General features: G+C 43.7%; 21 protein-coding genes and 2 other annotated features. Of the genes, 4 read left to right on the top strand and 17 right to left on the bottom strand.

The annotated features are described in order from the left end of the window. From CALPO_RS0109875 to CALPO_RS14265, 5 genes are all read right to left on the bottom strand, one after another. Positions 1 to 894 (bottom strand): DUF4340 domain-containing protein, encoded by an 894-nt coding sequence (locus tag CALPO_RS0109875; protein ID WP_026487169.1) that lies wholly within the window; start codon positions 892 to 894, stop codon positions 1 to 3. Beyond that, on the bottom strand, positions 891 to 2,282 hold the full coding sequence (locus CALPO_RS0109870) for a GldG family protein (RefSeq protein ID WP_026487168.1): 1,392 nt from the start codon (positions 2,280 to 2,282) through the stop codon (positions 891 to 893). Before CALPO_RS0109870 ends, CALPO_RS0109875 begins: the two co-directional genes overlap by 4 nt. A gap of 13 nt (positions 2,283 to 2,295) precedes the next feature. Next, entirely contained in the window at positions 2,296 to 3,003 is a 708-nt protein-coding gene (locus CALPO_RS0109865) for an ABC transporter permease (RefSeq protein ID WP_026487167.1), read from the bottom strand. Further along, positions 2,969 to 3,949 (bottom strand): ABC transporter ATP-binding protein, encoded by a 981-nt coding sequence (locus CALPO_RS0109860; RefSeq protein ID WP_084295250.1) that lies wholly within the window; start codon positions 3,947 to 3,949, stop codon positions 2,969 to 2,971. The genes CALPO_RS0109865 and CALPO_RS0109860 overlap by 35 nt, the downstream gene beginning before the upstream one ends. A gap of 96 nt (positions 3,950 to 4,045) precedes the next feature. After that, entirely contained in the window at positions 4,046 to 4,816 is a 771-nt protein-coding gene (locus CALPO_RS14265) for a sugar phosphate isomerase/epimerase family protein (protein ID WP_051585954.1), read from the bottom strand. A gap of 129 nt (positions 4,817 to 4,945) precedes the next feature. Between CALPO_RS14265 and CALPO_RS0109850 the strand changes: the two genes are divergently transcribed. After that, complete coding sequence (locus CALPO_RS0109850; protein WP_026487165.1) at positions 4,946 to 5,626, top strand: AzlC family ABC transporter permease; 681 nt, start codon at positions 4,946 to 4,948, stop codon at positions 5,624 to 5,626. Then, the gene (locus tag CALPO_RS0109845; RefSeq protein WP_026487164.1) at positions 5,616 to 5,936 is read left to right on the top strand and encodes an AzlD domain-containing protein; all 321 of its coding nucleotides are present in this window, start codon (positions 5,616 to 5,618) and stop codon (positions 5,934 to 5,936) included. Before CALPO_RS0109850 ends, CALPO_RS0109845 begins: the two co-directional genes overlap by 11 nt. On the opposite strand, the gene rnr is transcribed toward CALPO_RS0109845, so the two are convergent. The 11 genes from rnr to CALPO_RS0109790 form a co-directional block, all read right to left on the bottom strand. Further along, the gene (gene rnr / locus CALPO_RS13750) at positions 5,933 to 8,044 is read right to left on the bottom strand and encodes a ribonuclease R (RefSeq protein ID WP_035172540.1); all 2,112 of its coding nucleotides are present in this window, start codon (positions 8,042 to 8,044) and stop codon (positions 5,933 to 5,935) included. The genes CALPO_RS0109845 and rnr overlap by 4 nt on opposite strands. A gap of 12 nt (positions 8,045 to 8,056) precedes the next feature. Then, positions 8,057 to 8,611, bottom strand: a complete 555-nt coding sequence (locus CALPO_RS0109835; RefSeq protein ID WP_322786103.1) for an HDIG domain-containing metalloprotein — start codon at positions 8,609 to 8,611, stop codon at positions 8,057 to 8,059. A gap of 74 nt (positions 8,612 to 8,685) precedes the next feature. Beyond that, a complete protein-coding gene (secG, locus tag CALPO_RS0109830; RefSeq protein WP_026487162.1) occupies positions 8,686 to 8,919 on the bottom strand; it encodes a preprotein translocase subunit SecG in 234 nt (77 codons plus the stop codon). Between the two features lie 142 nt (positions 8,920 to 9,061). Beyond that, positions 9,062 to 10,351 (bottom strand): phosphopyruvate hydratase, encoded by a 1,290-nt coding sequence (gene eno / locus CALPO_RS0109825; protein ID WP_026487161.1) that lies wholly within the window; start codon positions 10,349 to 10,351, stop codon positions 9,062 to 9,064. A gap of 28 nt (positions 10,352 to 10,379) precedes the next feature. Beyond that, complete coding sequence (gene gpmI / locus CALPO_RS0109820; RefSeq protein WP_026487160.1) at positions 10,380 to 11,924, bottom strand: 2,3-bisphosphoglycerate-independent phosphoglycerate mutase; 1,545 nt, start codon at positions 11,922 to 11,924, stop codon at positions 10,380 to 10,382. Between the two features lies 1 nt (position 11,925). Further along, on the bottom strand, positions 11,926 to 12,672 hold the full coding sequence (gene tpiA, locus CALPO_RS0109815; protein WP_026487159.1) for a triose-phosphate isomerase: 747 nt from the start codon (positions 12,670 to 12,672) through the stop codon (positions 11,926 to 11,928). Positions 12,673 to 12,683: 11 nt separating this feature from the next. Further along, positions 12,684 to 13,868, bottom strand: a complete 1,185-nt coding sequence (locus CALPO_RS0109810) for a phosphoglycerate kinase (protein ID WP_026487158.1) — start codon at positions 13,866 to 13,868, stop codon at positions 12,684 to 12,686. Positions 13,869 to 13,928: 60 nt separating this feature from the next. Beyond that, positions 13,929 to 14,939: a type I glyceraldehyde-3-phosphate dehydrogenase gene (gene gap, locus CALPO_RS0109805; protein ID WP_026487157.1), complete on the bottom strand. Its 1,011-nt coding sequence runs from the start codon at positions 14,937 to 14,939 to the stop codon at positions 13,929 to 13,931. A 30-nt stretch (positions 14,940 to 14,969) separates the two neighbouring features. Beyond that, positions 14,970 to 16,016: a sugar-binding transcriptional regulator gene (locus CALPO_RS0109800; protein ID WP_026487156.1), complete on the bottom strand. Its 1,047-nt coding sequence runs from the start codon at positions 16,014 to 16,016 to the stop codon at positions 14,970 to 14,972. A gap of 116 nt (positions 16,017 to 16,132) precedes the next feature. Continuing rightward, positions 16,133 to 16,513 (bottom strand): DUF4363 family protein, encoded by a 381-nt coding sequence (locus tag CALPO_RS0109795; protein WP_026487155.1) that lies wholly within the window; start codon positions 16,511 to 16,513, stop codon positions 16,133 to 16,135. Positions 16,514 to 16,517: 4 nt separating this feature from the next. Continuing rightward, positions 16,518 to 17,195: a YetF domain-containing protein gene (locus tag CALPO_RS0109790; RefSeq protein WP_026487154.1), complete on the bottom strand. Its 678-nt coding sequence runs from the start codon at positions 17,193 to 17,195 to the stop codon at positions 16,518 to 16,520. Positions 17,196 to 17,331: 136 nt separating this feature from the next. Between CALPO_RS0109790 and pckA the strand changes: the two genes are divergently transcribed. Continuing rightward, positions 17,332 to 18,891, top strand: a complete 1,560-nt coding sequence (pckA, locus tag CALPO_RS0109785; RefSeq protein ID WP_026487153.1) for a phosphoenolpyruvate carboxykinase (ATP) — start codon at positions 17,332 to 17,334, stop codon at positions 18,889 to 18,891. 102 nt (positions 18,892 to 18,993) lie between these two features. Then, positions 18,994 to 20,952, top strand: a complete 1,959-nt coding sequence (locus tag CALPO_RS14260) for a serine hydrolase (protein WP_051585953.1) — start codon at positions 18,994 to 18,996, stop codon at positions 20,950 to 20,952. A 125-nt stretch (positions 20,953 to 21,077) separates the two neighbouring features. On the opposite strand, the gene CALPO_RS0109775 is transcribed toward CALPO_RS14260, so the two are convergent. Continuing rightward, positions 21,078 to 22,343, bottom strand: coding sequence for an MFS transporter (locus CALPO_RS0109775; RefSeq protein ID WP_245589938.1), 1,266 nt, complete (start codon positions 22,341 to 22,343; stop codon positions 21,078 to 21,080). A gap of 149 nt (positions 22,344 to 22,492) precedes the next feature. Further along, positions 22,493 to 22,755, bottom strand: a sequence feature (23S ribosomal RNA rRNA prediction is too short). Positions 22,756 to 22,774: 19 nt separating this feature from the next. Continuing rightward, positions 22,775 to 22,935 (bottom strand) — a sequence feature (23S ribosomal RNA rRNA prediction is too short). Positions 22,936 to 23,007 lie beyond the last annotated feature (72 nt).

Below are 23,007 nucleotides of genomic sequence, written 5' to 3'. Positions count from 1 at the left end.
CTACTTGATCGCCTTAGTTAAATCGTTAAGTAATTGCGTCAGGCTATCCGATGCCACATACATGCCCAGGCTTTTGCCGTCCTTTATTACATAAGAATTGTCCTTGTCCTTGGTCACAAAGAAAGCCTTCTCCACACTATTTCCACCATATACCGCTAAGCCAAAATCGTAATTGTTAGGCGAAGGCGATTTGCCCACGTCAATACCCGTTATCTGAAGCAACACTATATCGTCTAAAAGCTTATCCATACTATCTTTATTGAGTTTTTTGCCGTTTCTAACCCAGCTCCCGTCTTTATTTTTTTGCAATGTGTACTCATCGCCTGACTTAATATAAGCTATTTTTGTGATCTTGTCTTTAGCCGTCTGGTATATATACTTCTGGGCATACTGGTACACAAAATCCCCTGATAGCATAAACTTTTCCAGCGCTGTAGACTCCACTCTATAAACGTAAGGTTTATTTGATACTTTTACAAAATACGCATTACCTACAGGAGAGCTATTTCCTATCAAAAGCTTTACGCTTCTGTCATCCCCCAGCCCTATGCTCACAGTATACGAAGGATTATCAAGGCCGTATTTGCTTAAATCGCTGTCGCTGAGCTTTCTGTCGGCTTTTACCGACGAGGCGGCATTCAAAAGGTCATTTAAATTTATGCTGTCCACATCGTACTCAATAGGCTTTACTATCTTCCACTTACCACCAGTCCTAGCAAGGCTGATTAAATCCTGCTGACCTTGTCTTATATCTAAAGAGGTGATCTCGCTCTTCTTCAAGCTTAAAACCGCATTGGTTTCCGGAGGTTTTGCGGTCTTCTGGGTATAGTAGTAATAACCCAGAAGACCTGCTAGAATGATCAGAAGCACAAACGTGTTTCTAAACACCTTCATAGCGCTCTCCTCCTGAACCATATGAAACCGCCTAAAATCCACATAGCCAGCGGTATTACCACGACTGTAGAGTAGAAAATCAGCTTAGCCTGACTTCCCGTAAGGAATATCTGCGTCAATCCCAGCGACTTAGCTCTTATAGATATCTGATTGGTTTTGTCCACCATCCAGTTGGCGCTGTTCATCAAAAAGTCTTTGTTTGCTTCCAACCCTATAACATTGTCAGTGGCGATGAGGTCATTGCCCAGCACTACAACCTTCATACCTGTCTTATCATTAGATACAGCCACACCTAAAGTTAAGGGCCCTTTTATATCCTTGCTGTCGTAAGACGCCTGCTTTTGGGCAAAATTGGTCTCGCCCCAAGCTTTATCGCTGGTACTCAAAAGCGGTTCCACCGTTACATTGCCATTGGATTTTTCAGGATAAGTTATGCTCCTCGAACTGGGCATTACCATGGCGAAGTTAGCAAAATCCAACTTGTTGGTTATAGTATGAAACTTGTACTCCGGAACAGGCGATAAGGCATTCATAAAGTAATTCCTGCCGGGATCTACAACTACGTCGTTATCCACTTTCACGCCCCATTGAGACAAGAGCTCGTTGACCGATTTTTGGGTTAAGGCTCCGTTTTCCGCTCCCATCATAAATATGGCTTTACCGCCTTTGCTAAAGTAATCCTTTAAGGCTTTCATTTCCTGTTGATTAAATTCCCTTTTGGGATTGGCAATGACTATAAGGCCGGCGTCCTTAGGAATACCACCGGATTGTGCCATGTTGAGATCATTGACATCATATCCCTCTCCTGTCAACGCATTTTTAAACGCCAGCATATAGTCTATGCTGTTTAATTCATCGTGCCCCTGAAGGATGTAAGCTTTTATCTTTTTTTGCTGGGTTACATTTATGATGGCCTGAGTAAATTCCTGCTCACCATTAAACGTAGACTGACTTGGATCGCTCTGAGATATGCCGAAGATATCGTAACTGTTAACTACCTGGCGCTTTTCACTGGCGCCCGAACCAGCGATAAATACCGTAGTTCCATAATCCGTTATCCCGTATTTTTTGGCCGTAGCAGGATCCTTATCGGGGTCTACAAAGGTGACCTTAACGTGTTTTGAAAGATTGGAATACTCGTCCAGGAGGGTTTTCACTCTGTCTTTATTGCCATCCCCATCTCGAAAGAAGGCATAGACTTTGACATCTGTCTTTAGATCCTTAAGGACCTGCTTTGTTTGACTGGACAGTGAATACTGGCCTGTCTTAGTGAGATCCCATTTTATAGGTTTTTGAGCTAAAATCACATTTATCAATATTAATATAGCCAAAAGCACCACAGTTACCAGCAGAGCATTGCTTCCGTACTTTAATCTGACTTTATTCATAACCTAATACCTCCTAGCTCCAGCGCCTTTTATCCACTACCATTATGGAAACGAATACGAAAAACACTATAAAGCTGAGGAAAAATACTATATCGTTAACGCTTAAAATGCCCTTTTGAAAACTGTTCATCCTCTGTAACAGCGATATGCTCTCGAAAAATTTCTGGGCCTTGCCCTGAAATGCGTCGCTAAGCCAGTTTATAATCCAAAACATCAAAAGCAACGCAAAACTTATAACGCCAGCTATCATCTGGTTTTCTGTCAGGGATGAAGCAAATAGGCCTACTGATATAAAGGCTGCACCCATAAGAAGCATCCCTATATAACCTGTGAATATAGGTCCCATATCCGGTGATCCAAACGCTTTAAGGTATATAGGGTACAAAAGGGTTATGGCCAAACCCACCAGGTACACCGTCAACGCCGCCAGAAATTTACCCACCACGATATCCGTTGTAGTTATAGGCGATGTCATCAAAAGCTGATCAGTCCCCATCTTCATCTCTTCAGCCAACAGCCTCATTGTCAGTATAGGGCTTATAAACATGAAAGCCATAAGCATATTGCCCAATATGGGACTCATCATGGCGTATTGCGTGGACAATACAAATGTGGAGAAAAAATACCCTGAAAGAAGCAGGAAAAATCCCAGCAAAACATACGCCATCGGCGATAAAAAATACGCTTTAAGCTCGCGCTTGTATATCGTCAACATTTTCATGGACTTTATCCTCCTCCGTTGTAAGCTGTAAGAATACCTCTTCAAGGCTGTAGCCAACTGGTCTTAGTTCCATTATAGGATATCCGGCTTTGGCCAGAGAAAAAAACATCTCTTTTCTTATATCCCTGTCTACAGACGCCTCTATTTCTAGCTTAGCTATGCCGTTTTCTTTATCTTCCTCGCCGTGCACCCCTTTAACACCGTACAGCCCATTTATGATATCCACTACTTTGCCGTAGGGCCCCGCCACGTGTACAGAATACCTCTTGGAATTCTGCAACGCGTTGGACAGGTTTTCTGTTTTATCGATAGCTACGATTTTTCCCTTGTTTATAATTATCACCCTGTCACATATCATGCTGACCTCGGGAAGTATATGGGTGCTGAGTATAATGGTATGCCTTTCTCCCAACTTTTTTATAATATCCCTTATCTCCTTTATCTGCTTTGGATCTAGCCCTACTGTGGGCTCATCAAGCACCAACACATCAGGGTCACCGATTATGGCCTGTGCCAGGCCAACCCTTTGCTTATAACCTTTAGAAAGATTTTTTATTAGCCTTTTTTTTACCTCTTTTAAGCCTATTTCCTCCACTACTTTTTCCACCGTTGCCTTACGCTGATTCACAGGTACGCCCTTTAGCTCGCATATAAAATAGAGGTAAGCATCCACCGTCATATCCGTATAAAGAGGTGGAGTTTCAGGAAGATAACCTATATGCCTTTTGGCCTCCAGCGACTGTTCAAAAATATCGTATCCAGCGATCTTTATGCTGCCGCTGGTAGGGGGCATATAGCCTGTTATCATTTTCATAGTCGTGCTCTTGCCTGCGCCATTAGGACCTAAAAAACCCAATATCTCTCCCTTATCAACAGAAAAGCTTATATTATCAACCGCTTTCCTGTTGCCATATACCTTTGTCACGTTATTCAGCTCTATCATCATTGCCTGCCAACCCTCCTTCATCATTTACAATAAGATTATACCATGAAATTATCGATAAAACTGTAAACAAACTGTAAACAAAGCATAAAAAAAGGCTCAAAGGAACTTTTGAAGCCTCTCAAGACAAATCCTGGCGTGCACATCTGGCGCATCCTGAATGCCAGCCAAATCTACCACATAATAACCGCTATACCCTATTCGCTCAAGGGCGTTGAACACGCTTCTATAATCTATATCTCCGTCTAAAGGGTACAGGTGCTTATGTACTTTACCTTTTATGTCCTCGATGTGAACGTGGACGACTACATCCTTCAATTTCAATATGGCTTCGCTTAAATCCGGATCTGTTATATACGTATGCCCTACGTCTAAATTTACTTTCAGGTTTGGGCTGGCCACATCGTCAATCAACCTTAACGCCTCTTCCGCTGTCTCTACGACCAACAACGGTTCTGGTTCAACGGCGAGTGTTACATTTTTTTCTTCTGCATAGGAGGTAAAGTCCTTAATCCTCCTGACCAGATTATCGTACTGCGCCGCTTTTTCCCTGTTCTTTTTCTCACAGTTGATTATGAGCACGGATACTCCCATTTTATGGGCAATGTCAATGGCTTTATACGTATTTAATATCTTTTCATCTAAAGAATCATTATCCCCGTGGTAACTCAAAGAGGCGATCTTAAGCCCTATCTCCTCAGTGTAGCAGCGTATCCTGTTTATCACTTCATCGTTCATCTTCTGTGGAATCATATCAGGGTGCTCCAGACAGAGCTCCACTCCCTCATATCCCGTATCTTTTATCTTTTTTAGGGCATCAAATATATTCCACCTGCTAAAACCTACTGTCCTAAAACCCGTTTTTATCATGGCCTTATTCTTTTTACCCCCTTTGCCCTATTTTATCACAGCAATCATTTTCCCACAAGGTTGTATCCTTTTGCTCTGAGATGATATATGCTATAATTAAACTACAATTATCTGCTGGGAGGTTTTGAGTTGTCACCAAAAAAATTAGACCTATCAGGGCTCAAAAGCGCTTCACCGATAATCATAGGATATCTTCCATTGGGTTTTGCCTATGGCGTAGTGGGAATTAAAAGCGGCCTGTCTATAGCCGACGTGATTATATTTTCAATCCTGTGCTACGCAGGCTCTGCTCAGTTTATAGGGGTAAACTTATGGGCGTTAGGCGCTGATGCCCTTTCTATGATCGCGACTATATTTATCGTAAACCTAAGGCATCTTCTGTACAGCACGTCTTTATCTCAGTATTTTAAAAACATAAATACGGTCCATATACCTGTGCTTTCGTTTTTCATCACCGACGAGACGTACGCCGTTTCCATCACTGATTTTAACAACGGTGTCAAAGCAAAAAAATCCTATCTATATCAGTTGTTTATAGCATCCTACCTATCATGGGTATTTTCGTCGGCTCTAGGTGCTGTATTGGGCTCAAAAATAGGAAACAATCTGGATCTAGGGTTGGACTTTGCCCTCCCCGCTATGTACATAGCCCTTTTATTTATGCAGCTAAATAACTTCAAAAAAGCCGTCATTGGTTTGCTAGCAGGGCTTCTGTCGTTATGGCTTTACTTTTTGATGCCTGGCAATCTAAATGTGATATTAGCGGCAATAATAGGCTCGCTATTGGGGGTATTATTAAATGAATCATAAATTTTTGTACATAGTAATAGGTATGTCCGTAGTAACATATATACCCAGGGCGCTTCCAGCCCTGGGTCTTTCAAGGGTAAAGTTGCCCAAATGGTTTTTACTGTTTTTAGACTACATACCGGTATCGGTATTAAGCGCTTTGCTTATACCTTCTATTGCCGTTCAGGACAAAAAAATAGACTTTGTAAATCCATACTTTATGGCATCCATACCCACCGTAATCGCCGCATACAAATCTAAAAATATCTTTATAACCATAATTGTAGGCATTATAAGCTTCCTGGCCTTTAGAGCGATTATGCAACATTAAGGTTCAACCAACAAGAAATCTATTTCCCTCCTGGTCACATCGGCGCTGATGAGTTCCACCTTTACCACATCTCCCAGCCTGTACACCTTATTGGTATGTTCACCGATCAAGCAGTGGTTTTTTTCGTCAAAGTGATAATAATCGTCCACCATATTGGTTATGTGCACAAGACCTTCTACCAGGTTATCCAGCTCCACAAAAAGCCCAAAAGAGGTTACCCCTGATATTATGCCTTCGAATTCTTCCCCTATGTGTTGCATCATATACTGTACTTTTCTCATGTCCTCTACGTCCCTTTCAGCCTCTTCCGCCACTCGTTCTCGCTTTGAGGACTGCTCGGCGATATCAGCTAATATTCTGTTGTAATGGGCTATCTTGCTATCGTCCAAGCGGCCGTTTATGCTATCCTTTATAATCCTGTGTATGGTGAGATCAGGATAGCGCCTTATAGGGGAGGTAAAATGGGTGTAGTACTTTACCGACAGGCTAAAATGACCAAGGCACTGATCAGAATACCTAGCCCTTTTCATCGCCCTTAAAGCCAAATAGTTTACTAGTTTTTCTTCTTTTTTGCCTTTTACGCTGTCCAGGAGATCCTGTATAGCTCTGGGGTGCACCTTGCTCCCCGCACCTTTTATATGGTAGCCCAGGTTGTGGAGAAAGGAGTTTAACTCCATTATCTCGCTGCTGTCAGGCTCTTCGTGAACCCTGTAGACAAAAGGAGAATTGAGCCAGAACATATGCTCTGCTACCGTCTCATTGCATACCAGCATAAATTCTTCTATTATCCTGTGTGCTATATTCCTCTCCCTCACCCCTATGTCAACAATGTCTCCCATTTCACCTAATATTATCCTAGCCTCAGGTATGTCAAAGTCTATACTGCCTCGGTTTCTCCTTTTCTCCATAAGTATTAACGCCAATTCCTTCATGAGCAAAAAGTCGTCCACGAGATAATCATACCGCTTTTTAAGCTGTTGATCTCTTTCTTCTAAAATTTTGTACACATCGGTATAGGTCATTCTCTCATCGCTTTGTATGACGCTCTCGTATATGCTGTGGGACACCACATTGCCTTTTTTATCTATGACCATTTGTACCGTCAATGTCAGCCTGTCTTCTTTGGGGTTTAAGCTGCATATGCCGTTGGAAAGCTCCTTAGGCAACATCGGTATAACCCTGTCCACGAGGTACACACTGCAGCCCCTTTTATACGCTTCTTTATCAAGGGCAGAACCTTCTTTCACGTAATGGCTAACATCGGCGATATGGACAAACAGCTCGTATTTACCGTCCTCAAGCTTTCTGATGGATACGGCATCATCCAGATCCTTAGCGTCTTCTCCGTCTATGGTCACCGTTTTAAGTCCCCTTAAATCCTTTCTTCTGGCCAGTTCACCCTGACTTATCTCCTGCTTTATCTCTCCCGCCTCTCTTTTTACCTTATTAGGAAAATCCTGAGGCAGGTCATGCTGCTTTATTATGGCCAGCACATTTGCCTGAGGATCGTCCTTATCCCCCAGCACCTCCACAATGACGCCTTCCGGATTTCTCCTGGGTTCAGGCCACCTGGTAATCTTGACTACAACTTTCTGACCGTCATGGGCGCCGTTTAAACCTTCGGCCGGAATGTATATATCCTGGGTTAACCGCTGGTCGTCAGGTATTACAAAGCCAAAATTTTTGCACATATCCAGTGTACCCACGACGTGCTGATTGGCCCTCTTAAGCACTGTCACCACGGCGCCCTCTCTTTTATGGCCTTCTGTCGCCCGTCGCGTTATTTTGACAATGACCTTATCTCCGTTCATGGCGCCGTTCATGTCTTCAGCGGACACAAATACGTCTTGGCCGTTTTCAGCTATCAAAAAACCATATCCCTTTTTATTGCATTCCATTATCCCCACAGCCATATCCATGCGCTCAGGCACCGCGTATTTTCCTTTTTTAGTCCTTATCACGTCTCCGTCGTATTCCATTTGGTTTAGCAAACTCTGAAACTCCGTGTACTGGGAAAGATCTATGCCAAACGACTTCATGAGCTGCTCTGTAGTCATAGGACTATACGCTTTTTCCCGCATAAAATTCAATATCTCGTCTTTAATCATAGAATTCCTCCATCATAAGCCGATCTGATCAGCTATTTTTTTCATTTCTTGCAGGGATATTTCAAGGAATTGATCAACGGTCAGACCCAATTCCTCACAACTTTTAATCTGCTCCCTGTTAGCGCCTTTCGCAAAAGCCTTGTCTTTAAATTTTTTCTTCAGAGATTTAAGCTGTACCTCCTCCAGTTTTTTAGACGGCATGACATAGGCTACAGCGGCAATCAGCCCAGCCGTAGGATCTGCCGCGTACAACGCCTTGTCCAGCATTGTATTCCTCGGCAGTCCATGGATTTCGTTGTGCGCCTTTATCGCGTACACGATATCAGGCTCCAGCCCCTTTTCCTCCAAAATTTTGGCGCCAATCACGCTATGCTCTTGAGGATTATTTTCCGTCATCTCGTAATCGATATCGTGTAAAAGCCCTGTCAGCGCCCATTTTTCTTCATCCTGCCCCAACCTCTTTGCAAGACCCCTCATTATGGCTTCTACGCCTAGCATATGGTTTAAGAGATTATCCGACTTTACATAATCCCTTAAGTAAGACAGCGCTTGGTCCCTATTCATCATTATGCTCCTTCCCATTGACTTTTATCATAGGAAAATAAAAAAGTAGTATTATGACATACTACTTTTCACAATCACTACTTAATTAAAAGCGATAAAATAATGGATGTGACAATAAATATCGCCGCGCTCACTTCTGTTATCCTCGCAAATAAAGCGTCCATCGTCCTCCCCTTGTTTTTGCCAAAGAAGGTCTCCGCTCCGCCTCCTATGACACCGGACAATCCCGCGGTTTTGCTGGACTGCATAAGTATACTTCCTATCATGATCAGCGATACAATAACATGTATTATGATAACCAAAGTCCTCAAAGTCCTTCCCTCCTATCGAAGGTATTCTACCATATCGCCGTATTGTTTTCAAGCCCACTTTTTCTAAATATACGAAAGACATTCTCTAGAACGATATAAAAAGTGGAGCTTGCGCTCCACTTTCGCTTTTAAAGAAGTCAGATTACTTCAGCAGGTTGTAGAATACACCCATGCCTTTGAACTGAGCTGTATCGCCTAATAACTCCTCTATCCTGAGAAGTTGATTGTACTTTGCCACCCTCTCTGTCCTAGAAGGAGCCCCTGTCTTTATCTGACCTGCATTTACCGCCACCACCAAGTCGGCAATGGTGGTATCCTCGGTCTCCCCTGATCTATGGGATACCACAGCGGTATAGCCTGCCCTCTTGGCCATCTCGATGGCATCAAGGGTTTCTGTCAGCGTACCTATCTGATTGACCTTTATGAGTATGGAGTTGGCAACGCCCATCTTTATGCCTTTCTCCAGCCTCTCGGTATTGGTCACGAAGAGGTCGTCTCCCACCAGCTGCACTTTCTTGCCTAGCCTTTCGGTAAGGAGCTTCCATCCTTCCCAGTCTTCCTCAGAGCAACCATCTTCAATGGATATAATGGGGTACTTTGAAACCAGATCTTCGTAATACGATACCAGCTCAGAAGCCGATCTGGTCACACCTTCGCCTTCAAAGTGGTAAAGCCCATCGTCTTTGTACAGCTCCGAGGACGCTACGTCTATGGCCAGGCACACGTCTTTACCGGGAACGTAACCGGCCTTCTTTATAGCCTCTACTATCACTTCCAGGGCTTCCTCGTTAGACCTAAGGTTGGGTGCAAAACCACCTTCATCGCCTACAGCAGTATTCAAGCCTTTGGAGCTTAAAACCGCTTTAAGGCTATGGAATACCTCTGCGCTCATCTGCAAACACTGGCTAAAAGAACTGGCACCTACTGCCATGATCATAAATTCCTGGATGTCTACATTGTTGTCTGCGTGTTTGCCACCGTTTAATATGTTAAGCATAGGAACAGGCATAACCTTAGCGTTGACGCCGCCTAAGTACTGGAAGAGAGGCAACCCTGCTTCCTCTGCAGCAGCCCTAGCCACAGCAAGCGATACACCAAGGATAGCATTAGCGCCTAACTTTGCTTTATTTTTTGTCCCATCCAAGGCTAACATGGTCTTATCTATTCTCACCTGATCTGTAGCGTCAAGCCCGATGATCTCCGGTGCGATCACTTCGTTTACGTTCTTTACAGCAGTCAATACACCTTTGCCGTTGTAGCGCCCTTTATCGTTATCCCTCAACTCAATGGCCTCAAAGGCGCCTGTGGATGCACCTGATGGCACCGCTGCCCTTCCTACCACACCAGAATCTAATTCTACTTCAACTTCTACAGTGGGATTACCTCTGGAATCCAGGATTTCCCTTGCATGTACATCTACTATTGCCGACATTTAAAAACTCTCCTTTCCCCTGAAAATTTTATTTTATTATAAGGCTTTCGCCTGTCATCTCTTGAGGTTTCGGTAGCCCCATAATGTCCAGGACCGTAGGGGCAATATCCGCCAATTTGCCACCTTCCCTCAACTTTACATCTCCTGCTCCTATCACTATAAATGGAACCACATTGGTGGTATGAGCTGTCATAGGATCACCTGTATTGTAGTCAATCATCTGCTCCGCATTACCGTGATCCGCCGTAATGAGCACTACGCCGCCTTGCTCCATCACAGCATCTACCACACGGCCAAGGCACCTATCTACAGCTTCGATAGCTTTTACCGCCGCATCGTACACGCCGGTATGCCCCACCATATCGCAGTTGGCGTAATTAACCAGTATAAACTGGTAATCCTTTGATTTTATGCGCTTTACCAGCTCATCGGTTACCTCATATGCGCTCATCTCAGGTTTTAAATCATAAGTAGCTACTTTGGGAGAAGGTATAAGCACCCTGTCTTCGTTTTCGTTGGGCTCCTCTATACCTCCATTAAAGAAGAACGTCACATGGGCATATTTCTCAGTCTCAGCAATCCTGAGCTGTCTTATGCCGTTTTTGCTCAGGTATTCGCCAAGGGTATTTTCCAGCTTCTTTATAGGCTCAAAGGCTATGTGTACCAGATCTCCAAAGGTTTCGTCGTACTGGGTCATTGTCACAAAATGTACGGGAATATAACCCCTTTTTCGCTCAAAGCTGTCAAAGTCCTCATATATAAAACTGCGGGTAAGCTGCCTCGCTCTATCAGGGCGGAAGTTAAAGAATACTATCGAGTCGTGAGGGTTTACAGTCGCCACGGGCTTATCCCCATTCATGACTACAGAAGGCTTTACAAACTCATCGGTTTCCCCTCGCTCGTACGCTTTTTTCACGGCTTCTACAGCGCTACTCACTTTTATGCCTATGCCGTCAGCAATGGCATCATAAGCCAACTTCACCCGTTCCCATCGCTTGTCTCTGTCCATAGCGTAATATCTGCCTTCTACCGTAGCTATCCTGCCCACTCCCAGTTCTGACATTTTCTCTTCCAGGGCAACTATGTACTCAGTAGCACATGCGGGAGGCACATCCCTGCCATCCAAAAATGCATGTACGTAAACTTTGGTCAGCCCCTTGTCCTTCGCCAGCTTTAACAGGGCATAGAGGTGGGATATATGGCTGTGTACACCGCCATCTGATACAAGTCCCATGAGGTGCAGCGCGCTACCGTGTTCAATGGCGTTGTCCACAGCTTTTACCAGTACTTCGTTGGTGTAAAAATCCCCATCTTCGATGGCCTTGCTTATCCTGGCAAACTCCTGATACACAACCCTTCCAGCCCCTATATTGAGATGACCCACTTCAGAATTGCCCATCTGGCCTTCTGGCAAGCCCACAGCCATGCCGCTGCTTTTTAAAGTCGTATTGGGAAATTCCCTGTAGTATCGATCGAGATTAGGTGTATTGGCATTGGCTATAGCATTTCCCTCGAGGTTCTGGTTTTTCCCGTACCCATCCATTACTACCAACGTTACTAACATTTTATCCACCTCAGTATTTGACTATTTTCGCAAAGGAATCTGCCTCAAGGCTGGCTCCACCTACCAACGCCCCATCTATATCGTCCATCTCCATCAATTCCTTTATATTATCAGGCTTGACACTGCCGCCGTATTGAATTCTCACCTTGGAAGCTACGTCAGCCCCAAAAAGCTCCTTTAACGTATTTCGAATAACGCCGATGACTTCATTGGCATCTTGTGCTGTCGCATTTTTACCCGTGCCAATGGCCCATATAGGCTCATAAGCGATGACCACTTTTTCCATGTCAGTGGATTTAACTCCAGCAAAAGCTTTAGATGTCTGTGTTCTCACCAGGTCAAAGGTTATACCCTTTTCTCTCTGCTCTAAGGTCTCTCCCACACAGACAATGGGCTTGAGGCCGTGTTCTAAAGCCGAAATTATCTTTTTGTTTACCGTTTCATCGGTCTCCGCGAAATACTGCCTGCGCTCAGAGTGGCCTATTATCACGTATTCCACGCCCAGTGCTTTTAGCATCAGCGGCGATACCTCACCGGTATAAGCCCCTTTCTCTTCCCAATGTACATTTTGCGCTCCTAACTTTATATCGGTTCCCTTTATAGCCTCTGCCACCGCAGGTAAGCACACAAAAGGCGGGCATACCACCACTTCAGCATCTGCACCCTTTACCAGCGGCTTTAATTCTTCTACAAGCTTTACTGCTTCATCAGGTGTCTTATGCATTTTCCAGTTACCTGCTATGATCGGCTTTCGCATGCTATCACTCCTCATTTATCCTGTAGTACAGCAACACCGGGAAGTTCTTTTCCTTCCAGGAACTCTAACGATGCTCCACCTCCGGTGGATATATGGGTCATCTTATCAGCATATCCCAGCTGTTCTACCGCTGCCGCCGAATCTCCTCCGCCTATTATAGTGGTGCCTTTGCACTTGCCCATGGCCTCCGCAATAGCTTTGGTACCTACTGCAAAGGCAGGCATCTCAAACACGCCCATAGGTCCATTCCATACCACCGTTTTAGCGCTCTCAATTTCCTTGGAAAAGAGCTCAATGGTCTTGTGCCCTATGTCAAGCCCCATGACATCAGCGGGAATTTTATCGCTGTCCACTGTCCAGTGTTGGGCATCTGCCTTAAACTCTTTAGCGACTACCACGTCTACAGGGAGCAGGAACTTCACGCCTTTGCTTTCGGCTTTCTTTATCATGTCTTTAGCCAGCTCTACCTTATCCTCTTCTACCAGGGATTTTCCTACCTCATAGCCCTTTGCCTTAAAGAACGTAAAGCACATGGCCCCGCCTATTATAAGGGTGTCCACTTTTTCTAGCAGGTTTGTTATAACCCCGATCTTATCAGAAACCTTAGCACCGCCTAATATAGCCACAAAAGGCCTTTCCGGATCTTCCAGCGCTTTGCCCATCACATCCAGCTCTTTTTTTATAAGGTATCCAGCAACTGCCGGCAGATAACTGGCGACACCTGCTGTAGACGCGTGAGCTCTATGGGCTGTACCAAAGGCATCGTTTACGTACACTTCAGCCAGAGATGCCAGCTGTTTTGAAAAAGTCGGGTCATTTTTCTCTTCTTCCGCATGGAACCTTACGTTCTCCAGCAGCAGTACCTGACCTTGTTGTAATGACGCCGCCTTAGCTTTAGCGTCATCGCCTATAACATCATCGGCCATAATCACGTCCTTGCCCAAAAGCTGCGACAGCCTGGCTGCCACAGGTTTCAAACTGTACTTCTCATTGAATTGCCCTTTGGGCCTTCCCAGGTGGGAAACCAATATGACCTTTGCGCCTTTATCCACAAGGTATTTTATAGTAGGAAGTGCAGCTTTAATCCTGGTATCGTCGGTTATGTTCCTGTTTTCATCCATAGGAACATTAAAATCTACCCTCACCAAAACCTTTTTGCCGGCTACATCTATGTCCTCTATAGTCTTTTTGTTCATGACACAACCTCCTTCTTTAAATAATACAGCCCGGCCTACTAGACCGGGCCGCGACTTAAATCATAAGCCTTTGCTGGCGATGTATTCTACAAGGTCTATAACCCTGTTAGAGTAACCCCACTCGTTGTCGTACCATGCCACCACTTTTACCATATTGCCTTCGATGACCATTGTAGACAGAGCATCTACTATTGAAGAATGAGAATCTCCCCTGAAGTCCACAGATACTAGCGGCTCCTCGCAGTACGCCAGTATACCTTTCATCGGACCTTCTGCTGCAGCCTTTAATGCTCCATTTACCTCTTCCACTGTAACATCCTTTTTAAGTTCAGCTACGAAGTCCGTAATAGAAACTGTGGGAGTAGGAACCCTCATAGCCATGCCGTTTAATTTGCCTTTAAGATTGGGCATTACAAGGGCAACAGCTTTAGCCGCTCCTGTGGTAGTAGGTATTATAGACTGCGCTGCAGCGCGAGCTCTCCTCAGGTCTTTGTGAGGCAGATCCAATATCCTCTGGTCGTTGGTATAGGAGTGAACGGTGGTCATCATACCTCTTACAATACCAAAGTTATCATCGAGAACCTTAGCTACAGGGGCAAGGCAATTGGTTGTGCAAGAAGCATTGGAGATGATGTGGTGATTCTTGGGGTCGTATTTGTCCTCGTTGACACCCATGACAATGGTAATGTCCTCTTCTTTTGCAGGCGCAGAAATGATGACCTTCTTAGCACCGCCTTGCAGGTGCTTTGCCGCATCCTCTCTCTTTGTAAACCTTCCTGTGGATTCGATTACAATATCCACTCCCAGTTCGCCCCACGGCAATTTGCTGGGATCTGTCTCTTTTAATATCTTAATCTCCTTGCCATTTACTATCATGGAATTTTCCGTGGCCTCTACAGTGCCTTTGAATTTTCCAAAAAGAGAATCGTATTTCAAAAGGTGTGCCAGTGTAGCCGGATCCGTCAAGTCGTTTACCGCTACAAACTCTATATCACTGCCCTTTTCCAATGCCGCTTTAAAAGCATTTCTACCTATTCTACCAAAACCGTTAATACCTACCCTAACCGTCATAATATAACCTCCTATGTACAAAATTTTATATTAAACACCATCCCGGTGTTTAATCTCAAGCAACTCTATCATCCTGTGGGCTGCACCTTCATCGGTTATGAGCACGTCTAGATGGCCTGTCTTGCACGTTGCCAGTATAGCCTCTGCTTTTCTGCTGCCGCCAGCCATGGCGATGACGCATGGTATCCTCTCTATGTCCCTTATACTCAGACATATACTGGTAGTTACGTAGACAGTATTGCCTTCCTTATCAAAGTAATAGCCAAAGGCTTCGGCTACAGCGCCTTTATCCAGGATATCCTTCATCTCTTCTTCTGAAAGGTTTCTTCTCCTTACCATTTCATCGGCTCTTCCGATTCCGTATATGAGCACATCAGACTTTTTGATAATATCTATCACATTTTTGATATCAGGCTCATTGAGCATACTGTCTAAAGCAGGTTTACCTATGTTATCAGGGATATGAAGCAATTTGTAATTGCCGTGCAACTTCTTCGCCAGATTAGCGGCTATGGTGTTAGCCTGTTTTTCTACGTCTCGCCCAAATCCACCTCGCGCAGGGACTACCGTAATATTATTATACCGGTTTACGCTGTCCATGGCATTGGCCAGCTCTGCTACAGTGGAGCCTCCCGTTACAGCAATGACCAAATCATCCCTCAGGTTTTGCCTTAAAAAATCCGCCGCTGCCTTACCCAAATCCTTGATAAATATGTAATCTTCATCCACGTTGCCCGGTGTAACTATCACATATTTAAGGCCCAGCTCGCCCTTTAGCCTGTTTTCAATATCATCTAGGCCTTTGAGCTCATGAATAAAATCTTTGAGGTTTTCCAGTAACATCTCGCCTTCGCCGGTCACTGACATCCCTTGAGAATTTACCGTTATCAGCCCTTGTCCTTTTAGCAGCGAGACCTCCGTCCGAACCGTCCTTTCCCCTATCTTAAGAAGATCAGAAAGCATCCTTCTACCTACAGGCTGGTTGTAATATATGCATTTCAATATGGAATACCTTTTTTCCAGCAACTCCACCAGCTCTGGCACAATCTTTTTTTGAACTGATAAGATATCATTCATTCATTCATTATTCTCCTTTGGACTAATCTAGACCCGGCATAATAAAAATGATACCACACACTTTATATCCGACCATAGATATATTTTAACTTATTTTGCTTAAAAGTGCAACCCATTTACAGTATATTTTCTATACTAAATAACTGATTATCGGGGATATGCTCTATTATGCTAGACAGCGTCTTTGACTCTGCAAGTGACATAGATTTATTTTTTGTCTTAATGTAGTACTCCGCTCGTATTAAGCTCTGTTCTATCTCGTCAATCTCTTTATGGTCTACCAAGATACTCCACGCAGACTTTCTTTTGCCCCATTCCCTCCTTAAGGCATCTGCCGAGGCGGTGGCTTGCTCCCACTGGCCTTTACTTATATAATCCACCATAGATTTAACCTCAGAATTTAGCGACGCCGATGTCGTCTTAAGGTACCTGTATGCGCCTACATCTCCCGCTATTATCAAAGCCAGCACCAGGACTACAATCAAAATATGCCTCATAAGTTTACCTGTCTCCTTTTTTCGTCACGTAAAGCCTTTTCTGGTCATCCACACTGGCTAAAAGCACTTCATCGATCTCTTTTACGTCAAACAAAGCCAGCTGGGTTTTAAGCCAGTTAATATCTATATTAGCTTCTTTCATATTAGCCTCATCGATTTTCCCATCGATGATTACAGGCACAGGTACCCCTTCATATTGAGGTTTTAAATTTAAATCGGAAGGATTGACAGGCCTTTTGTCACTTTTGGGGATCACACTTAACGTACCATTGGTCTCCAATATAGCGAATTCCACATCCGCTATATTGTAATAACCCATAGACCGCAACTGCTCTAACAAGTCGTTGACATTATACCTCTCCTTGAATAACTCCTTTTCATTGATCTTTCCTCTGTTTATCAGTATGCTGGGGGTACCACATACCACCTTTCTAACCACCTCGCTTTTTAGCGAGAGGTATGATATCAGGACCTGTGCCATAAGAAGGGTCAAAATCGGAACTATACCTGTTACAAGAGGTATCCCTGTATTCTGCATGGGCACCGCTCCTAAATCCGCTATCATTAAAGCGACGGCAAGTTCATAAGGTTGTAACTGGGCTACTTGCTGCTTGCCCATTATCCTCATCACAGCAACCACCACTATGTACAAAATAAGAGCTCGCATAAAAACTACCAACAATATAAACACCTCCATCTACAATAATCTATATATGATTTTTTCTTGTTTCTAACTTTTTATGCAAAAAAGACGCTTACCTATTTAATTGTAAGAAAATTAGGAGTATAATTTATAGTGTGAAAAAGGAGGTTTTAAAATGGTAAAGATACCAGGTCTATTAAATACAGGTCGAATTTACAGGAACCTTCCAGTACCCGTCTTGGTGGAAATGTCTCTAAGCCGAAAAGAAGCCATTTTGACAAGTACTGGAGCACTAAACATACTGACAGGAAAATACACTGGCCGTTCACCCCACGACAAGTTCATCGTAGACTACCCCGAAATCCACCGCGAGATAAGCTGGGGCAACATCAACAGACCCATTTCTCATGAAAAATATCATCACCTGTACGAAAAGCTCATGGCTTATCTGCAAAACCGAGATTTATTCGTCTTTGACGGTTACGTAGGCGCAGATCCTGAATACCGGCTAAAAGTTCGAGTCGTCAACGAACTGGCAACGCAAAACCTTTTTTCCCATCAACTGTTTATAAACCCACCAGAGGAAGAACTTAAAGATTTTCAGCCTGATTACACTGTTATCGCGGCACCCGGTTTTAATGCTTGCCCTGAATTAGACGGAACTCATTCAGAAGCCTTTATTATAGTAAACTACGTAGAAAAAACAGTAATAATAGGTGGTACGTCGTATTGCGGCGAAATAAAAAAGTCCGTATTTTCCGTTATGAACTACATATTACCTCACAGAGGCGTTCTTCCTATGCACTGTTCCGCCAATGTGGGCAAAAACGGCGATGTAGCATTGTTTTTTGGGCTATCAGGAACGGGTAAGACTACTTTATCAGCTGATCCTGAAAGATACCTTATAGGTGACGATGAACACGGCTGGTCAGATAAGGGAATATTCAATTTTGAAGGAGGGTGTTATGCCAAATGCATAAACCTTTCCCAGGAAAATGAACCCCAGATATGGAATGCTATTAAGTTTGGTACACTTTTGGAAAACGTGGTGGTAGACGAGAATAGAAACTGTCGTTTTGACGATAGCACATATACTGAAAATACCAGGGCTGCATACCCGCTCTCTCACATGCCTAACGCTGTGGCCTCAGGTACAGGAGGTATTCCTAAAAATGTGGTATTTCTCACCGCTGATGCCTTTGGAATCCTCCCGCCTATATCAAAGCTTACAAAAGAACAGGCCATGTACTACTTTCTATCAGGTTACACCAGCAAATTAGCTGGAACTGAAAGAGGTATAACAGAGCCTCAAGCCACGTTTTCCAACTGCTTCGGAGCGCCTTTCCTACCCCTTGAACCCGTAAAATACGCTGAGCTTTTAGGCGAAAGGATAGAAAAGTACAATCCTAACGTGTGGCTGGTAAATACTGGCTGGACAGGCGGTCCCTACGGCGTTGGTAAGAGGATAAGACTAAAATACACTCGCGCTATGATATCCGCGGCTTTATCGGGAAATCTGGACTGCGTGGAGTACGCAAAATTACCGGTGTTTAACCTCATGATGCCAGTACAATGCCCGAGCGTACCTCCTGAAATACTAAATCCCAAAAACACCTGGGCTGACAAAAGTTCGTACGATAAACAGATTCGAAAGCTGGCGCTGAACTTTATAGAAAACTTTAAAAAATTTAAGGGCGTAAGTGATGAAGTAGTCACATCAGGACCAGCCCTTTGATCATCTGCCGTTTGTGGCAGATTTTTTTGTCATCAAAAAATCACTCCGTCATAAAATTATTCTAGATTTAGGCTCGTTGAAGATTTGAGGAGTGATCTTATCATGATGCTCAACCGCGCTATACTGAGCGCAGTTATAGTAATCATAAGCATACTGGTCGCATTCTTTGCCATAAGGTTACCTATCTATACTAGCGCGCTCCCATCGGCTAAATCGGTTAGAGTTGAAAAAAGCTCAGAAGAAGACAGAATGCTCCAACCTGATTATCAACCTCTAAAGCAAAAAATCGCAGAGTACATATCATCCAATAACCTGTCAGCAGGCGTGTACTTCAAAGACCTCACCACCAATACCGATTTTGGTATAAATGAAAACAAGGCCTTCACCGCTGCTAGCACAGTAAAAGTGCCCATAGTGCTATATCTTTATACCTTGGCCTCCGAGAAAAAAGTAGACCTTAACGCCAAAATAGCCTATGATAAAGACAAAGACTTTGAATCAGGAGCAGGGGTTTTAGAGTACATCGCTAAGCCAGGAGATAAGTACTCATTGAGGACTCTAGCTAATCAGGCCATTACCACCAGTGACAACATCGCCAATCGGATGATCATGCGCTACCTAGGAAAGGACAACATAATCAAGTTTATGAAAAACCTGGGCGGCAAAACAGTATACCCTGGCGGCAAAAACATGACTACAGCAAAAGATATGGTCACTTATATGGAAGCGGTGATATCCTTTACCAAAGCCAATTCAGAATTAGGAAAAATGCTGCTCGATGACCTGGCCCACACAGTTTATAATTCAGGCATTCCTGCTCTTCTCCCTGATGGACTGTATATACCCCATAAAGAAGGTGATTTACACGACGTAGCCAATGACGTAGGGATAGTTTATTGCCAAAGACCATATATTTTAGCAGTGCTCACTGACAAAAATAAAGATGTAGAAACAGGGTTTAAACACATAGCCCGCATATCAAAAATGATTTACGATTACCAAATAAACCCGGAACTGTTCACCATGAGCAACAACGAAGACATATCAGCTAGTATTAAATCGTCCCTTAAAAACATATTTGACGTAAAGACAAAAGCCCTTACAGGAATAACAGAAAAAAATCTAAAGGACTTTTTTGATTTAAGTTCCATATACGGCAAATACGCATACGAGCACGAGATCAGGCGCATAAATTATGTGACTTCATGGGCAAAAAAGCGAAATGTCCATTTCTCAAATATATACATAGATCTTAGGATAATATATACCGAGAGAAAAGGCGAATCCGTATGGATATACGCCGTTGAAACCATGAACGCCAATTACGAGTATGATGATAATAACAAAAACCTTTTCGGCATAGGTATAAGGCACGCCATAGAAATGGTACAAAAAGATGGAAAATGGCTGATAAAACGAGACTGGTACACGGACCCCTTAGATGAAGATACCACCATCCATGACGTTACACCTGCTTCAACCTTATACAGCCAAGCCCAAGCGGCATTTCAAAACCTAGCAATCCAACAAAAAGCAAACTCAAATACATACCGTTACGATAGGGAAAAAGCCGTAAAATACGCCGACATGTACAATGGAGGTGCTTATCGGACAGAAAAAAACCATAGATACAACCAGAAGTACCCCGACTACACAGCTTTAGGAGGTGACTGTACTAATTTCGTCTCCCAATGCTTAGGAGATCCTGAGGAAGGAGGTGGCCTGCCTCAGGATTACACGTGGTTTTTTAACGGAAAAGCTGGAAGCAAGGCGTGGGTACAGGCCGACTCTTTAGCCAGCTACCTCCTGTATTCTGGAAAAGGAAGCCTTATAGCCAAAGGAAATTATGAGGAAGTGGAAAAGCATCTTAGCAGTCTCTCAATCGGTGACCTTATCGCATACGAGGAAAAAAACGACATAGTGCATTTCGCTATAGTGACTGGATTAAACAGTAAGTCCATCCCTGTGGTCAACTCCCATACATCTGACCGTTATCATGTGCCATGGGACCTAGGCTGGGATAAAAAGACCGTTTTTTGGCTAATACACATTAACGGTTAATCTCCGTAAACTTTTTTCAAACCCATCGATGGATTTACTATAGCCATCAAGCTTTTCTATACCCTCGTAATGGCGTAAAATCAATAAATACAGCCCTATGGTACTGCTTTACATGACCATTTACGTCAAAGCTCAGAAGATGCTTTTTTCTCGCCACAATTTACTCTGTTATATTTTACTAACACCCCCATTAGAATTATACAAAGCAAAAACGTAACAGCCACCAGTACAAATGGTATCCTAGGCTGTATAGAATAAGTCCAGCCGCCGATAATCCCCGCAGGTGATATAAAAAGCAATATAAGAACAGTTAATATGGAAAAAGTTTTTGCCCTAGTTTCATCGGAAATGGCATTGGCCACCGCGCTTTCAAGATACGGAGTTATAATCATACCCCCTGCTGAAACCAGCAAAGTACTCACCATCGCCAGAGGTATGTTGGCAGGAGGAGCCAGAACCAGTATCAAATTGGCGACCAAAGATGCCGCAAAACCGTATTTCATATACTTATCAGCGTATTCATTTTTAAGCCTTGGCATAATAAAAAACAACAATATCAGCATAGCTAAAGAGGAAACAGAAGGAAATACAGATATCATCACATCACTTAATTTTAGCACATCGACAAGGTATAAATACTGATACGTTCCTCTTATAGTAATCTGGAAATTATTGAGTATATATACAGCGAATATGATCATAAGAGCTTTATTATTCCATATCTCTCTTACAGCACTCACGTATTCTTTAATGCTATCACTGAATTTTAATCCGCTGCTTTCTTTCATCTTTTTAATGCCTATATCGGTTTCATGGGTGGCATAATTTCTGCCTATAAACATCAACGTCATGCTCACAAAAGCTATGGCATACATTATCCTCATAGCAGGCACTAACGTAAAACGTTTTACAAGAAGCCCCCCCAAAGGAGCAAAGAATCCGGCTATAATACCTATAAACTGAAGCACAGCAAAAATCACAGGTCGATCCTGAGGATCCGTATCCTCTACCAACAGACAATTCCACGCTGTATTCGGCACCTTCTGGAAACCGTTTATTATAGCAGCTATAAAAAAATACCAGAAATTTTGGGATACTGCCCATATGAGCGTAGCTATACTCCAGCTCAACAAGTCAAACAGGATAAGGGCTTTTCTTCTGCCTAGCACGTCAGTGAGATACCCGCTTATAAATGAAGAATATATCTGTACCAACAACCCCAGCGATGTGATGAAGCCGATCTGGGTATCACTTAATCCTAATTCTTTCATATACAGAGATGAATACGTCGTAAACATGCTGTAGGGTATGACAAACATGGGTTCATATAAAAGGCACCCTCTGGCATTACCCCTTATATTGCCAAACATCATAGCACCCTTTCCACTCATTAATAATATAAGCTCACCTTAAATGCCCTCGCTTAATGAATATAACATATTTTACACTCTTATAACATAGAAAAATAAAAAAAGCACCTGCTTTCCAGATGCTCTTAACCTTGCCAGGATAAAGGGGGGGTGGGTATAAGGTCAAGGCCTCGACCTATTAGTACTTACCAGCTTAAAGCATTTCTGCTCTTACACCTTAAGCCTATCTACCTCGTCTTCTTCGAGGGGTCTTACTACCTTTCCGGTATGGGAAATCTTATCTTGAGGCGTGCTTCACGCTTAGATGCTTTCAGCGTTTATCACTCCCGGACTTGGCTTCCCAGCTGTGCGGTTGGCACCGCAACTGGTGCACCATCGGTCCGTCCTTTCCGGTCCTCTCGTACTAGGAAAGGCTCCTCTCAAATTTCCTACGCCCGCGACGGATAGGGACCGAACTGTCTCACGACGTTCTGAACCCAGCTCGCGTACCGCTTTAATGGGCGAACAGCCCAACCCTTGGAACCTACTTCAGCCCCAGGATGCGATGAGCCGACATCGAGGTGCCAAACCTCCCCGTCGATGTGGACTCTTCGGGGGAGATCAGCCTGTTATCCCCGGGGTAGCTTTTATCCGTTGCGCGATGGCTATCCCACTCTACACCACCGGATCACTAAGCCCTACTTTC

It is taken from the genome of Caldanaerobius polysaccharolyticus DSM 13641, from assembly GCF_000427425.1.
Lineage (GTDB): Bacteria > Bacillota > Thermoanaerobacteria > Thermoanaerobacterales > Caldanaerobiaceae > Caldanaerobius > Caldanaerobius polysaccharolyticus.
The sequence above is the reverse complement of the archived record's forward strand: the minus strand, read 5'-3'. Positions and strand labels throughout refer to the sequence as shown.

Coding starts and splice junctions, on each gene's coding strand:
- CALPO_RS0109810 (WP_026487158.1), bottom strand. CDS start 13,868: ATGAACAAAAAGACTATAGAGGACATAGATGTAGCCGGCAAAAAGGTT.
- CALPO_RS0109845 (WP_026487164.1), top strand. CDS start 5,616: ATGAATCATAAATTTTTGTACATAGTAATAGGTATGTCCGTAGTAACA.
- CALPO_RS14265 (WP_051585954.1), bottom strand. CDS start 4,816: ATGATAAAAACGGGTTTTAGGACAGTAGGTTTTAGCAGGTGGAATATA.
- CALPO_RS0109795 (WP_026487155.1), bottom strand. CDS start 16,513: ATGAGGCATATTTTGATTGTAGTCCTGGTGCTGGCTTTGATAATAGCG.
- CALPO_RS0109860 (WP_084295250.1), bottom strand. CDS start 3,949: ATGATGATAGAGCTGAATAACGTGACAAAGGTATATGGCAACAGGAAA.
- pckA (WP_026487153.1), top strand. CDS start 17,332: ATGGTAAAGATACCAGGTCTATTAAATACAGGTCGAATTTACAGGAAC.
- CALPO_RS0109875 (WP_026487169.1), bottom strand. CDS start 894: ATGAAGGTGTTTAGAAACACGTTTGTGCTTCTGATCATTCTAGCAGGT.
- CALPO_RS0109870 (WP_026487168.1), bottom strand. CDS start 2,282: ATGAATAAAGTCAGATTAAAGTACGGAAGCAATGCTCTGCTGGTAACT.
- rnr (WP_035172540.1), bottom strand. CDS start 8,044: ATGATTAAAGACGAGATATTGAATTTTATGCGGGAAAAAGCGTATAGT.
- CALPO_RS0109835 (WP_322786103.1), bottom strand. CDS start 8,611: ATGATGAATAGGGACCAAGCGCTGTCTTACTTAAGGGATTATGTAAAG.
- eno (WP_026487161.1), bottom strand. CDS start 10,351: ATGTCGGCAATAGTAGATGTACATGCAAGGGAAATCCTGGATTCCAGA.
- gap (WP_026487157.1), bottom strand. CDS start 14,939: ATGACGGTTAGGGTAGGTATTAACGGTTTTGGTAGAATAGGTAGAAAT.
- CALPO_RS0109775 (WP_245589938.1), bottom strand. CDS start 22,343: ATGAGTGGAAAGGGTGCTATGATGTTTGGCAATATAAGGGGTAATGCC.
- CALPO_RS0109865 (WP_026487167.1), bottom strand. CDS start 3,003: ATGAAAATGTTGACGATATACAAGCGCGAGCTTAAAGCGTATTTTTTA.
- tpiA (WP_026487159.1), bottom strand. CDS start 12,672: ATGCGAAAGCCGATCATAGCAGGTAACTGGAAAATGCATAAGACACCT.
- CALPO_RS0109800 (WP_026487156.1), bottom strand. CDS start 16,016: ATGAATGATATCTTATCAGTTCAAAAAAAGATTGTGCCAGAGCTGGTG.
- CALPO_RS14260 (WP_051585953.1), top strand. CDS start 18,994: ATGATGCTCAACCGCGCTATACTGAGCGCAGTTATAGTAATCATAAGC.